This window comes from Rhizobium sp. P1_E1 (assembly GCF_056406015.1).
The window spans coordinates 1-12,945 of record NZ_JBFUAY010000037.1 but is presented as its reverse complement, the minus strand read 5'-3'; the positions used below and the strand labels follow the sequence as shown (position 1 = coordinate 12,945).

12 protein-coding genes are annotated in these 12,945 nt (G+C 60.7%); 10 read left to right on the top strand and 2 right to left on the bottom strand.

The genetic code is table 11. From position 1 onward, the window contains the following. Positions 1-43: 43 nt before the first annotated feature. Positions 44-808, bottom strand: a complete 765-nt coding sequence (locus AC1D1Z_RS15055; protein WP_064651175.1) for a sulfite exporter TauE/SafE family protein — start codon at positions 806-808, stop codon at positions 44-46. Between the two features lie 107 nt (positions 809-915). Here AC1D1Z_RS15055 and AC1D1Z_RS15050 point away from each other — a divergent pair, with 107 nt between their 5' ends. From AC1D1Z_RS15050 to AC1D1Z_RS15035, 4 genes are all read left to right on the top strand, one after another. Continuing rightward, a complete protein-coding gene (locus tag AC1D1Z_RS15050) occupies positions 916-1,569 on the top strand; it encodes a thiamine phosphate synthase (RefSeq protein WP_018243499.1) in 654 nt (217 codons plus the stop codon). A gap of 10 nt (positions 1,570-1,579) precedes the next feature. Continuing rightward, entirely contained in the window at positions 1,580-2,662 is a 1,083-nt protein-coding gene (locus AC1D1Z_RS15045; RefSeq protein WP_130653030.1) for a tetratricopeptide repeat protein, read from the top strand. A 142-nt stretch (positions 2,663-2,804) separates the two neighbouring features. Further along, complete coding sequence (locus AC1D1Z_RS15040; RefSeq protein WP_165403098.1) at positions 2,805-3,080, top strand: Tox-REase-5 domain-containing protein; 276 nt, start codon at positions 2,805-2,807, stop codon at positions 3,078-3,080. Between the two features lies 1 nt (position 3,081). Beyond that, positions 3,082-3,711 (top strand): Imm52 family immunity protein, encoded by a 630-nt coding sequence (locus AC1D1Z_RS15035; protein ID WP_130653028.1) that lies wholly within the window; start codon positions 3,082-3,084, stop codon positions 3,709-3,711. 387 nt (positions 3,712-4,098) lie between these two features. On the opposite strand, the gene AC1D1Z_RS15030 is transcribed toward AC1D1Z_RS15035, so the two are convergent. Continuing rightward, a complete protein-coding gene (locus tag AC1D1Z_RS15030; RefSeq protein ID WP_477851028.1) occupies positions 4,099-5,841 on the bottom strand; it encodes a chemotaxis protein in 1,743 nt (580 codons plus the stop codon). 339 nt (positions 5,842-6,180) lie between these two features. Between AC1D1Z_RS15030 and AC1D1Z_RS15025 the strand changes: the two genes are divergently transcribed. The 6 genes from AC1D1Z_RS15025 to AC1D1Z_RS15000 form a co-directional block, all read left to right on the top strand. Next, entirely contained in the window at positions 6,181-6,510 is a 330-nt protein-coding gene (locus tag AC1D1Z_RS15025) for an STAS domain-containing protein (RefSeq protein WP_130653026.1), read from the top strand. Further along, positions 6,507-6,875: a response regulator gene (locus AC1D1Z_RS15020; RefSeq protein WP_003552634.1), complete on the top strand. Its 369-nt coding sequence runs from the start codon at positions 6,507-6,509 to the stop codon at positions 6,873-6,875. Before AC1D1Z_RS15025 ends, AC1D1Z_RS15020 begins: the two co-directional genes overlap by 4 nt. After that, positions 6,872-8,929, top strand: a complete 2,058-nt coding sequence (locus AC1D1Z_RS15015) for a chemotaxis protein CheA (RefSeq protein WP_130653025.1) — start codon at positions 6,872-6,874, stop codon at positions 8,927-8,929. Before AC1D1Z_RS15020 ends, AC1D1Z_RS15015 begins: the two co-directional genes overlap by 4 nt. Further along, positions 8,926-9,438, top strand: a complete 513-nt coding sequence (locus AC1D1Z_RS15010) for a chemotaxis protein CheW (protein WP_018243494.1) — start codon at positions 8,926-8,928, stop codon at positions 9,436-9,438. Before AC1D1Z_RS15015 ends, AC1D1Z_RS15010 begins: the two co-directional genes overlap by 4 nt. Positions 9,439-9,471: 33 nt before the next feature. Beyond that, positions 9,472-11,178: a methyl-accepting chemotaxis protein gene (locus tag AC1D1Z_RS15005; protein WP_130653024.1), complete on the top strand. Its 1,707-nt coding sequence runs from the start codon at positions 9,472-9,474 to the stop codon at positions 11,176-11,178. Between the two features lie 247 nt (positions 11,179-11,425). After that, a partial coding sequence (locus tag AC1D1Z_RS15000) for a HAMP domain-containing methyl-accepting chemotaxis protein (protein WP_477851025.1) occupies positions 11,426-12,945 on the top strand: 1,520 nt, incomplete at its 3' end.

Below are 12,945 nucleotides of genomic sequence, written 5' to 3'. Positions count from 1 at the left end.
GCAAAACCGCTGCACAGTTTTGCGCGACATGCTTTAGTTGTTTCTACCAGCCAAGGCCCTCGCGCACGATCAGGAAGGCGGCGATCAGCGCCATTGCATACATGAAGGGATAGAAGATCTGTGGCCTCATGCGGCGCACGCACCAGGCGCCGGCAATGGTGGCGAGCGGGGCAAAGGGCAGAAGCGTCGCGGAGGTCGCAAGGTTCTGGGTATCGAGCTGGCCGAGTGCAAAATAGGGGATCAGCTTGATGGCGTTAAGGATCGCGAAGAAGCGCACGCTGGTGCCGGTATATTCGCGCGGCTGCAGTTTGAGCGGCAGGGCATAGATCTGGAAGGGCGCACCGCCGGCATGGGCGACGAAGCTGCCGTAACCGGAAAATGTCCCCCAGAGGCTGGCAGCCACCGGCCGCTGGCCGCGCGGCGGGATCACCTTGCCGGCGCCGGGGCCGAAATTGTTCCAGAAATAGCGCAGGCAGAAGAAGATGGTCACCGCGCCGATGACGATGCGCAGCATGTTGCCCGGAACCAGGGCCGAGGTCGCCCAGCCCAGCGCGATACCGAAGACGGCGCCCGGCAGCATGATCTTCAGCGTCGCCCAGTCGCCATGTTTGCGCCAGATGACGAGCGAGATCATGTCCATGAAGACCAGGATCGGCAGCAGGATGGCGGCCGCCTCGACCGGCGAGACGACGAGGGCGAGGAAGGGCAGGCCGATCAGCGACAAAGCGTCGCCCATGCCACCCTTTGCGAGGCCCACCAGCAGAACGGCGGGCACGGCGGCGTAGTAGAATGACAAATCCTGCGGCATGCTTTCGACGTCCTCCTCTTGCAAGCCTCGTCTAACGGAACTACTCACACAAAACGAGTGCGGATCCCTCATTTCGAAGGGGAATTCGCCGGAAACGGAAAGACCTCATGACCGAACCGGAAAATCGCTGCCGCCTTGTGCTCATCGTGCCTGATATCGCCGATGCCGATGAACAGGCAAAGATCGTCGCCGATGCGCTGAAGGGCGGCGATGTCGCCTCGGTGATCGTGCCGCAATACGGGCTCGACGACGGCACCTTCCAGAAACATGCCGAAAAGCTGGTGCCATTGATCCAGAATGCTGGAGCAGCCGCGCTGATTGCAGGTGACAGCCGTGTCGCAGGCCGGGCAAAGGCCGATGGCCTGCACCTTTCCAGCAATGCCGAGGCGCTTTCGGAAGCGATCGACAAACATGCGCCGAAGCTGATCGTCGGCGGTGGCAACGCGGCCGACCGGCACCATGCGCTGGAGATCGGCGAAGTCAGGCCGGACTATATCTTCTTCGGCAAGCTCGATGGCGACATCAAGCCGGAGGCGCATCCGAAGAACCTTGCGCTCGGCGAATGGTGGGCCTCGATGATCGAGATTCCCTGCATCGTCATGGGCGGCACTGATCCGGCCTCGGCGCTCGCCGTCGCCGAGACTGGTGCGGAGTTCGTGGCGCTGCGGCTGGCGGTCTTTGGTGAGCCCGGCCGGGCGCCGTCGGTCGTTGCCGAAATCAACGCGTTGCTTGACGAAAAAGCGCCACGGTTTGAGGATTGAAATCGCGCTCATGCCGATCCTGCCCGCCCGCCTTTTGAAATATATCCTTGCCAGCGTGACCGCCCTCGTTGCGGCCGGGCCGAATGTCGCCCTGGCGCAGGCGCCGGACAGCGTCATCAGCCAGCCGGGCACGGCGCCGGCTTCGACCTTCCGCACGGACCGGCCCTCCGCCTCGGACGTCGGGCCCTCCGACGGCGTCGGCGTGTTCGACCGCATGGGCGCGAAGTTGCCGGATCTGCCGCCGGAGAAGGATTACAAGGGGCCGATCGACGAAGCTTACGGCGCCTTCCAACGCGGTTATTACCTGACGGCAATGGACAAGGCGCTGCCGCGCGCCCAGCTCGGCGATCCGGCGGCGCAGACGCTGATCGGCGAAATCCTCTCGCAGGGTCTCGGCGTCAAGAAGGACGTGAAGAATGCTGCCTTCTGGTACGGCAAGGCGGCCGAAGCAGGCGATGCGGCGGCCATGTTCAAATATGCGCTGATCCTGATGGAAGGCGAGGGCGTGCCGCGTGACAAGGTCAAGGCCGACGACTACATGCGCAAGGCGGCCGAGGGCGGCAATCCTTCGGCGGAATTCAACTGGGCGCAGCTTCTCGTCGCCGACAATCCCGGCGAGAAGGGACTGAAGCTCGCGCTGCCGTTCTACGAGAAATCGGCCGAGCAGGGCATTGCCGATTCGCAATATGCCGTAGCGCAGATCTATGCGACGCTGAAGGACCTGCCGGAGGAAAAGAAAAAGCTTGCCCGCGAGTGGATGGCACGTGCAGCGCGCGCCGGTTTCGACACGGCCCAGCTCGATCTCGGCATCTGGCTGGTCAACGGCGTGGGTGGGCCGAAGGATTACGTCAAGGGTTTCGAATGGCTGAAACTTGCCGCCAATGGCGGCAACGTCGTCGCGCAGAACAAGCTCGCCCATCTCTATATCAATGCGATCGGCACGCCGCCCAATCCGGTCGAGGCGGCGAAGTGGTACGTGCTGTCGCGCCGGGCCGGGCTTGCCGATCCGTCGCTCGAGGATTTCTATCTCGGCATCGAGGACGATCAGCAGAAGGCGGCGATCGAGGCCGCCAACAAGTTCCGGCGGCGATAGCGGCAGTCGCGTCCAAGTCTAAGGACGAGGTCTCGCTGTTTCAGCCTGCGCGCAAAGAGGCTAAGGCGTTTCCAAGATCCATAGATGGTCCCGGTCGGAGGGTTGCCATCCTCTGCGCGAATGAGGAAGACTTCGACCGCTGTTGGAGGCGAAGGACAAATATGGGAACTTTGTTAGAAAAGACGGAAGCTTCTACGGATGGTTCAGCGGGCAGAAAAGTCTTGGCGAGCAAGCAGATCGCCAGTTAAACGCGGCAGGCGGTAGACAGGTTGAGTGGGTATTCTCAGATGCTAAATCTGCTGGGGCGACAGCGAAGCTCTTTGAAAGCCAAGGCGTTAACGGTATCTCGATGCAAGTGAAGGATTCCACGCAGCAAGTTCCCACCATTGGCAGTGCCTTTAGTTCTCGGGACTATTAACATGACTATCACACGCTACAAATTATTGGCCTACCGAGCTAACAGGCCGAGAAGTCTAGACGAATGCACAGGGGACGTGAGTGTGCTCTTAAATAGGCTTGCGAAGATTAGCCCAGCGATTTTTCGATGGAAGTTGCTTGGATCATCAAAACGCAAAGCGATACAAAACAGCTTCATTGATACCAATAATCTCGAATTTTTGAGCGGTCTTCTCTTAAGGAATGCCAACCGGCGCGATGACGATCGTAGTATTATTCCTGACCTTGGGTTTAGAATCTTCTTCTGGAACGGGTCATCTAAAGACGATATCGCCGCAAGTATAAGTATCGCGAACGGAATAACGAGCAAAGTTGCGACGAATTCTGTTGTGCTGGAATTCCCGTATTCTGATGAACTCAAAAAAAACGTTGAAGCAACGATTGAGCTTCTTTCTGCCGCTGCTGACGCAATAGATGCTGAGCGAGCATTGCTGTTTAGAGAGGATCTGGCGCCAATTTCTTTTGATGAGATGTTTTTGGAAACAGCGGCGTTTCTCACTGATGGATTCGATCCTCAAACAGCTCATCGGCTTATGCAGGAGGCGGACCAAAAAATTTCGGCAAACAACGGCAAGATTTTCATTAAGCGGTGAGGTCCCGTAACCTCTAGATTGGTGACCGCCAACCAAAAGCCAAACGAAGCGCATCAGCAACCAAGAAGGTTGGAGGACGATTATGTTAAACGAACGTTTCATCGACAGGAAAGTAAACGTTTCAGGAGCTTAGAGTTCGTCGCGGAGTCGCTGTATGATTAAAGTGGCAAAGCAGATCAAGGCCGGATGGTTCACTCACTGCGCTCGATCTGCTTATGTGACCTCAACCCTGTTGAGATGGCCTTTCCAAACTCAAATCTGATTCCGAATGGCCGCTTGTAGCTTGGATGCTATTTCCGATGTGCTTCCGTTACCTTTTCTCTGTCAATGAATGTCAAAACGTTTGCACTGCCGCAGGAAATTGGGTGGATTGGGTGCGACACGCTTTTAAAAAAGCGCGTCGGCGAACAGATCCGCATCGTTTTCGGCTTTGGTGGTCTCGGCGGGAGCGGGGGTGCTGTCCTCGCTCGCCGGAATGATGCCGCGATGAATGTTGCGTTCCTGGACCATCGTGTAGTGCTTGAAGATCTTGCGGTCGAGCGGCGCGATCGTCTCAGTGAGATCGGAGATATCGGCGACCTCGGTGCCGGCGACGCCTTCGAGCAGATCGGCGCAGCCGGCAAGGACTTCACCGAGATCATGCTGGAAATCGAGCTTGCCGATCAGCAGGCTGATCTTGGTGGCGACCTCGCGACCGTTCTCGGCGAGCACCTTCAATTCGTTTTCCATCACGTTGGYTGCAGTGCGGATGTTGCCGACGGCGGAGGTCAGGCTTTCTCCCAAGCTGCCGGCTCCGGCATCCGTGGCGGGAGCGACGCGCCCGGCCGCGGCTTCGAGCGCCGGCAGGCCGTTGACGATGGCGTCGGCGGAATCGTCGAGCTTGCCGGCGAAGATGCGCAGCTCGGCGGTGACGACGTTGATCGACTTGCCTTCCTCGCCGAGGCGGCTRCAGCGCAGGTTGGTATTCAAAGCCATATAGTGAATGTCGGTCTTGACGGCGCGGATGTTGCCGATCGCTTCGGAGAGCTTGGCGGCCGTGCCGATCGTCGACTGGCTCACCTGGTCGGCCTGGCGGCTTGCCGTGTCGACCTGCTTGACGATTTCGTGGGCGGCTGAAACGCTGGATTCCAGCGCGCGCATGAAGTTGCCGCCGGCCTCGCCGCTCTGACCGCTCATCTGATCGCGCAGCTTGAGGATCTCTCGCATGTCGTGGTCGAAACTCGCGATCGTCTTGACGACGTTCTCAGAATCCCGCTGGAAGTTTGCGCACATGTCGCTCATCTGCGCTGCGGTCAGATGGTGAATGACGTTCTGGAGGCGCTGGCGGGCGCCGGCGTCGAGTCTGGCGCCATCCTCGCCGGCAAAGAAATCCTCAAGCAGCGAAAAGGTAGCCTGTACATGCTCGATGCGCTGGCGGGTGATATCGCCRATCTGCAGGGCAGACAGCGTCGAGGCGACCTTGCCCTGGACGGCGCGGGCAATCGCGCCGACCTCGCGGGCGATGACGCCGAGATCCTTGCGATGTTGGGCGATCTTGGCGGCATCATCGCGCAAGGCTCCGGCGACGGCCGGAACGGTATCGGCATAACCCTTGGAAACGCTGGCGCCAAAGGAGGTGGCGAGCTTGACCTCCTTATCGAGACTGTCGAGATGCGTGGCGAAACGGTTGACCTCATCGGTGCCGGAATAGATGCGCTCCAGGATCTCCTGGGCGAAGCCGGCGAATTCGGCAAGGCCGGCACCGGTGATCTTCACGGTCACGGCGAAGGTTCTGAGATAACGCATCGTCTCCTGCATGTCGGAGACGTGCTTGCGCAGCTCCCTGCCGGTATGCGCCAGCGAGACGAGCGCCTGCTGGCGGTTTTCCTCGGTGACCGGCAGCGCCGTCAAGCTCTCGACCGTGGCGCGAAGATCGGCGCTGGTGTCGCTCGCATCCTTGTTGTCGAGCGTCGTGGTGACACTCTCGAGCGAGTTCAACAGACGGTTGAGGACATCCATCACCGACAGCAGCACGGTGCCGCCTTCGAGGAAACGTTCCTCGACCTGGCCGCGGGCGGATTCCAGGGTCTGGCTGATGTCCCGTCCTGATGTGTAGGCTGCAGCGTTCGGCGATACCAGAGCGTGTGCCACTTTTATACCTTTTCTTAAAATCCAGGCAATTCAACTCTATTTTTACGGGCAGGATGGAAACGTCCGGTAAACGCGCCGGACTCGCCAGCGTTGTGATTAACGAAAGATGTTGATGGCGTGTCGTTGAAAGCCTAACGCTCGACTTGATGATTCAACATATTGTTTTTATTTTATTTATTTCTAAATTTTGAGAAAAAAATACAACTTATCCCGGATGAGAATTGGGAGTCGCGGAACGCGCTAGACGGCAGTTTCCTACAACCGCTGTTTACCCTGCATTAACGCTGCCGTGAGAGTCCTTTTAGGGTCGTCAAGTATTTTCTGGCCCAGGAGGCTGCATTGGATACTCAGAAACAATATTACGAATCTATAAATTTGCCGGACGTGCTCAGCATTCGTAACGTTAGCGAACTATATCCCAAGTTTAATGATGCATTTCATAGTCGCGATACAATCATCGTCAACATTCCAGAAGGTGCGGAAGCGGATCTGAGTTTCGTTCAACTCATCGAATCCTCGCGCCACCAAGCAAAAGCCAAGGGAAAGACGTTCAAACTTTCTTCGCCGGCCAATGGATCGGTCTTGAAGGTACTTGAGCGCGCAGGTTTCATCGAATCCTTCGATCAAGAAGACGCAAATTTCTGGTTGCATAAAGAGGTGACGTTATGAGTGCAAATATCCTGACCGTCGACGATTCCGCCAGCATTCGTTTGACCACCAAGGTCACGCTGACCAATGCCGGCTATAGCGTCACCGAGGCGGTCAATGGGGCAGAGGGCCTCGCAACCGCCAAGGGCAGCAGCTTCGATCTGATCGTGACCGATCTCAACATGCCTGTCATGGACGGGCTGACGATGATCGAGGAACTGCGCAAGCTGCCGGCGCAGGCCGGCGTTCCGATCATCTTCCTGACGACGGAATCGGACGCCGATCTCAAGGCGCGCGCCAAGGCCGCCGGCGCGACGGGCTGGCTGACCAAGCCGTTCGACCCGGAAAGTCTGGTGAAGATCGTGAAGAAGGTTCTCGGACGATGAGTACACTCGATCCGGTCGCCGTATTCCGCACGGAAGCTGCCGAATGCCTCGAAGCGATCGAGGCCGGTCTTCTCGACCTGACCCACCAGCTCGACAATAAGGATCTCGTCGACGCCGTGTTCCGCGGGCTCCACACGCTCAAGGGCTCCGGCGCGATGTTCGGTTTCGAGGCGCTCGCCGCCTTCACCCATCATTGCGAAACAGCCTTCGACCGCGTCCGCAAGGGCGAGGTCGCGGCGACCAGTGAACTCGTCGCCGCCGTTCTCGCCGCCCAGGACCATATGCGTGCCCTCGTCGACCAGCCGGACGCCGATCACGGCGATACCGGGAATAAGCTTCTGGCGCAGCTGCAGGCTGCCGTCGGTGGCAAGCAAGCGGCGGCTGCAGCAGCGCCCGCCGCTGCTCCCCCGCCCGCGGCCGTGCGCGACGCTCCGGCGAAGAAGAAGAACAGCTGGCGCATCCGCTTCAGCCTGCCCGCCAATTCGATGGCCAACGGCACCAACCCGCTCGGCCTGCTGGGCGAGCTGCGCGATCTCGGCGAATGCAGCGTGCGCGCCAACACCTCGGCCATTCCGGCCCTCGACGATCTGGTTCCGACGGAGCTCCATATTTCCTGGGACGTGACGCTGACCAGCGAGCAGGATCGTTCAGCGATCGACGACGTCTTCATCTTTGTGCTTGATGACATGGAACTCAGCGTCGAGGAGATCAGTGGTACGGCAGCGGCAACCGCCGCTCCGGTCGAGGAAAGGGCTGCCCCTGTCCCCGTCGCCGCAACATCGGCCGCCCCCCCTTCGTCGACCACGACCCCGGAATTCCGTCCTGTCGAGGCGGTTCCCGCCAAGCGCGAGGCGCCCGCCGCCGTCAGCCAGGCAAAGGCGGCCGAGAATGTCCGCGTTCCGGCCGAACGTCTCGATGAGCTGATGGACCGCGTCGGCGAGCTCGTCATCGCGCAGTCGCGCCTCAGCCAGCTCGCCAGCGCCAGCACCGATATCGCGCTGCGTTCCGTTTCGGAAGAAATCGAACGCCTGTCCGGCGAATTGCGCGACACGATGATGGTGCTGCGCATGGTGCCGGTCGCCACCCTTTTCTCCCGCTTCCGCCGCCTCGTCCACGATCTCGCCCGCGAGACCGGCAAGGTGATCGAGCTGGTGACGGAGGGCGAGAGCACCGAAGTCGACAAGACGGTCATCGAGCGTCTGGCCGATCCGCTGGTGCATCTGGTGCGCAACTCGATTGATCATGGCCTCGAAACGCCCGCCGATCGGCTTGCCTCCGGCAAGACCGAAGCCGGGACGGTGACGCTTTCGGCCCGCCAGGCCGGCGGCGAGGTGATCATCTCGATCAAGGACGACGGCCGCGGCATCAATCGTGAACGGGTTCGCGCCAAGGCCGAATCCTCCGGCCTTATCCAGCCCGGCCAGCCGCTTTCCGACTCAGAGCTGCTGCAGCTGATCTTCGCCCCCGGCTTCTCGACGGCAGCAGCTATCACCAATCTGTCCGGCCGCGGCGTCGGCATGGACGTGGTCAAGAAGACGGTCGAAGCCCTCCGCGGCGCAATCGACATCGTCAGCATGCCGGGACACGGTTCGGAAGTGTCGCTGCGCATCCCGCTGACGCTCGCCATCATCGACGGCCTGCTGGTGCGCGTCGGTTCCGGCCGCTACGTCATCCCACTTTCGGCGGTCGAGGAATGCCTCGAACTGTCGCTCGAGGAAGATCTCCGCTCGCGCGGCCGCAGCTTCATCTCGCTGCGCGACAGCCTGGTGCCGTTCCTGCGCCTGCGCGACCTCTTCCGCACCGGCACCAAGCCCGATGTGCATCAGAAGGTCGTCGTCATCTCGACCGGCACGGAGCGCGTCGGCCTCGTGGTTGACCAGATCATCGGCGACCACCAGACGGTCATCAAGTCGATGTCGAAGCTGCACAATAACGTCGCGACCTTCTCGGGCGCCACCATTCTCGGCGACGGCAGCGTCGCTCTCATTCTCGACGTCGGGCACCTGGTTGCCGCGGGTCAACAACAGGAGGCGCAATTGCGTGTGGCAGGATGAGCGCAACAGCAGCAACGGCCGAACGATTCGACAATCACTGGAGCTATGCCGAGGAAGTCGAGGTCCTGACCTTTGATCTCAATGGCGAAACCTTCGCACTTGAAGCGGTCATCGTCCAGGAGATCCTGGACCTGCTTCCTGAGACCGCGGTGCCGGGCAGCCAGCCCTTCGTCGCCAGCGTCATCAACTTTCGCGGCAAGGTCATTCCGCTCGCCGATCTGCGTCTCGCCTTCGGGATGGAAGCAGCAGAGGCGACGATCGACAGCCGCATCATCGTCATCGAGATCGATCTGCAGGGCGAGCAGACGCTCGTCGGCCTCAGAACCGACAAGGTGAACGAGGTGACGACGCTTGCAAAGTCCGCGAGCGAGGCACCGCCGAGCATCGGCATGCGCTGGCGCGCCGACTACATCAACTGCCTGGTGAAGAGGGGCGGAGAATTCATCATTCTCCCTAATCTGCAGGCGATTTTTTCATCGAGGCACGACGCGGCGGGAGCCGCTAATTGACGCTGGATGAATTCAACGAGGGGTTTGGGGACCATGCGACTGACAATCAAGACGAAACTGGTGACCGCGTTCACCTTCATCATTGTAATGCTCGTGGGCACTGCCGCCTACGGTGTCTTCAGCCTTGGATCGCTGAACGACACGATCGATAAGCTTCTCGCCGGCCCGGCGGCCCGCCTGGATTTCGCGCAGCAGATCAACATCGCTCAGCTCGAGGCGATCCGCCAGCAGAAGAACCTGCTCACCGCCCGCAGCGCAGACGAGACGGCCGGGGCAATCGCCAAGGGTAATCAGGCCCGCAAGGAATTCGCCGACGCCTTCAACCAGGTGCTGGCGCTGGCAACGGAAGAAGGCAAGGCGCGCTGGGCGCGCATCGCCGAACTTTCCAAGACCTTCAATGGAGCAGACGATCAGATCCGCGAATATGTGAAGGCCGGCAATGCCGAAGGCGCAAATGCCATCTCCGTCACGACGGCGCGGGCCGCCGCCAACGACATCGACTCGACGCTCAGCGAGATCCTGGCACTTGAAAAGCAGCGCATGAAGGCTGCTGACGACGGCGCCGAAGCGCAGTACACGACGACGCGCACAATGATGGTTGCGGTCGCCGCGGTCGCCCTGCTGATTGCTGCCTTCACCGCCTTTTGGATCGCCAGCACGATCAGCAAGGGCCTCAGCCGTGCCAACACCGTGGTTCGCGAAGTGTCGGAAGGCGATCTGACAAAGATGGCCGATATCACCAGCCATGACGAAATCGGCGAACTTCTGGGCAACGTCAACACGATGATCGAACGCCTGCGCGGCGTCGTCGCCGACGCACTGTCGGCCGCCGAAAACGTCTCTTCCGGCAGCCAGCAGCTTTCGGCAAGCTCGGAACAGGTCTCGCAGGGTGCTACCGAACAGGCGGCTTCGGCCGAAGAGGCTTCCGCCTCGATGGAAGAGATGGCCGCCAACATCAAGCAGAACGCCGACAATGCGGCGCAGACCGAAAAAATCGCCCGCCAGTCGGCCAAGGATGCGGAAGCCAGCGGTGAAGCGGTGACGCGCGCCGTCGACGCCATGCGCACGATCGCCCAGAAGATCGACATCGTCCAGGAAATCGCCCGCCAGACCGATCTACTCGCCCTCAACGCCGCCGTCGAAGCGGCACGCGCCGGCGAGCACGGCAAGGGGTTTGCGGTCGTTGCTTCGGAGGTGCGCAAACTTGCCGAACGCAGCCAGTCGGCTGCTGCCGAAATCAGCTCGATGTCGAGCGACACGGTCAAGGCTGCCGCCGATGCCGGCGACATGCTCGGCCGGTTGGTGCCCGACATTCGCAAAACGGCGGAACTGGTCTCCGAGATCAGCGCCGCCTGCCGCGAACAGGATATCGGCGCCTCGCAGATCAATGAAGCGATCCAGCAGCTCGACAAGGTGACGCAGCAGAACGCCGGCGCCTCCGAGCAGATGTCGGCGACCTCCGAGGAACTCGCCTCCCAGGCCGAAGAGCTGCAGACGTCGATCGCCTTCTTCAAGGTCGATACGGCAGGCAGCGCGCGGTCCGGCGCCAACAAAGCGCAGCCAAAAGCTTCCGCCAAGGTGAAGGCCCCGGCCGCTGTCCGCAAGGCTGCCTCGCAGGCCCATAGCCAAGGCCGCGCCCAGACGATTTCGGCTCAGCAGCAGCGTCTCAAAGGCTTTGCTCTCGATATGTCGATGGGTGGTCCGGATGCCAGCGATGACGATTTCAGGGAGAGCGCATAAGCGCTCCCCGGGGGAAGCGCCTATGCGCCTTCGCCTCAAACTGATCCCTCGGGCTGCTCCGGCGGCCCGAGACTGGAATATCCCCCAACGCATGTAGGCGTTGGCGCTGCGATCGATAGATGTCCGGCTGCCGGGAAGTGAATGTAGTCGCTTTCCCCCTTTTCAGACACATCACTTTCAAGCTCGACGTCCCGCCGATGGGACGCGTTTCTATCCATTCGTTTTGACCGCATAGAGGGGGTACCACATGCGTTTCACCATCAAGCTCAAGCTGGGGCTTGCCTTCGGCATCATGACATTGCTGTTGATTGGCATCGCCATCTACGGAAGCATGAGCCTCGGCACCTTGAATGACGCCAGCGGCAAGATGATCGACGGGCCGATGCGCCGCCTGGAACTGGCACTGACCGCCAATGTCGCTGAAGTCAACGCCATACGCGCTCAGAAGAACGCACTGCTTTCCACGGATCCTGACAGCGCTGCCGGTTTCTACAAGGAGGCCGACCAGAACTTGCAGGCCATGTTTGAGGCCGTCGATGCCGGCCACGCCATCGCTTCGCCGGAAGGAAAACCCTATTGGGAAAAGCTGCAGACGATCGGCGCGAAATTCCGCGACAGATCCGCCGAGCTGCAGCAGCTTGACGCCAGGGGCGATCAAGCCGGCGCACTGGCGCTGTCGCTCGGCGACCTGCGCACGATGACCAACGACATGGGTGACGCGATTGCCGCACTCATCGAGATCCAGCGCAAGGGCATGAAGACGACCGATCAGTCGAACACCGATCTTTATAACTCGACCAAGCTGATCCTCAGCACTGCTTCCGGCATCGCCGTGCTCGTGGCGCTCGTCGCAGCATTGTGGATCATGCTCGGAATCAACAACGGCCTGAGGAAAATCACGACCGTCGCAAATGCCGTCGCAATCGGCGACCTTAACCAGACGGTCGATGTCAAGACCAATGACGAGATCAAGGACCTCATCAACACGGTCAACAGCATGACTGCCAATCTGCGCACCACGGCAGCTCTTGCCGATCAGATTGCCATGGGCGACCTCAGCACAGATGCCAAGCCGCTCTCGGATAAGGATACGCTCGGCATCGCGATGCAGAGCATGATCTCCAACCTGCGGACCACCGCCGGCATCGCCGATCAGATCGCAAACGGCGACCTGACGGTGTCTCCAAAGCCGCTCTCCGACAAGGATGCGCTGGGTCTCGCGCTCGAACAGATGGTCGAGCGCCTGCGCGGCGTCGTGGCCGATGCGATCTCGGCCGCCGAGAACGTCTCCTCCGGCAGCCAGGAACTTTCGGCAAGCTCGGAGCAGGTGTCGCAGGGCGCCACCGAACAGGCGGCTTCGGCCGAAGAGGCTTCCGCCTCGATGGAAGAGATGGCCGCCAACATCAAGCAGAACGCCGACAATGCGGCGCAGACCGAAAAAATCGCCCGCCAGTCGGCCAAGGATGCGGAAGCCAGCGGTGAAGCGGTGACGCGCGCCGTCGACGCCATGCGCACGATCGCCCAGAAGATCGGCATCGTCCAGGAAATCGCCCGCCAGACCGATCTACTCGCCCTCAACGCCGCCGTCGAAGCGGCACGCGCCGGCGAGCACGGCAAGGGGTTTGCGGTCGTTGCTTCGGAGGTGCGCAAACTTGCCGAACGCAGCCAGTCGGCTGCTGCCGAAATCAGCTCGATGTCGAGCGACACGGTCAAGGCTGCCGCCGATGCCGGCGACATGCTCGGCCGGTTGGTGCCCGACATTCGCAA

What these genes read in the sequence shown, in the direction of transcription:
- AC1D1Z_RS15015 (WP_130653025.1), top strand. Translation starts at nt 6,872, where the DNA reads ATGAGTACACTCGATCCGGTCGCCGTATTCCGCACGGAAGCTGCCGAA.
- AC1D1Z_RS15005 (WP_130653024.1), top strand. Translation starts at nt 9,472, where the DNA reads ATGCGACTGACAATCAAGACGAAACTGGTGACCGCGTTCACCTTCATC.
- AC1D1Z_RS15050 (WP_018243499.1), top strand. Translation starts at nt 916, where the DNA reads ATGACCGAACCGGAAAATCGCTGCCGCCTTGTGCTCATCGTGCCTGAT.
- AC1D1Z_RS15055 (WP_064651175.1), bottom strand. Translation starts at nt 808, where the DNA reads ATGCCGCAGGATTTGTCATTCTACTACGCCGCCGTGCCCGCCGTTCTG.
- AC1D1Z_RS15035 (WP_130653028.1), top strand. Translation starts at nt 3,082, where the DNA reads ATGACTATCACACGCTACAAATTATTGGCCTACCGAGCTAACAGGCCG.
- AC1D1Z_RS15010 (WP_018243494.1), top strand. Translation starts at nt 8,926, where the DNA reads ATGAGCGCAACAGCAGCAACGGCCGAACGATTCGACAATCACTGGAGC.
- AC1D1Z_RS15020 (WP_003552634.1), top strand. Translation starts at nt 6,507, where the DNA reads ATGAGTGCAAATATCCTGACCGTCGACGATTCCGCCAGCATTCGTTTG.
- AC1D1Z_RS15045 (WP_130653030.1), top strand. Translation starts at nt 1,580, where the DNA reads ATGCCGATCCTGCCCGCCCGCCTTTTGAAATATATCCTTGCCAGCGTG.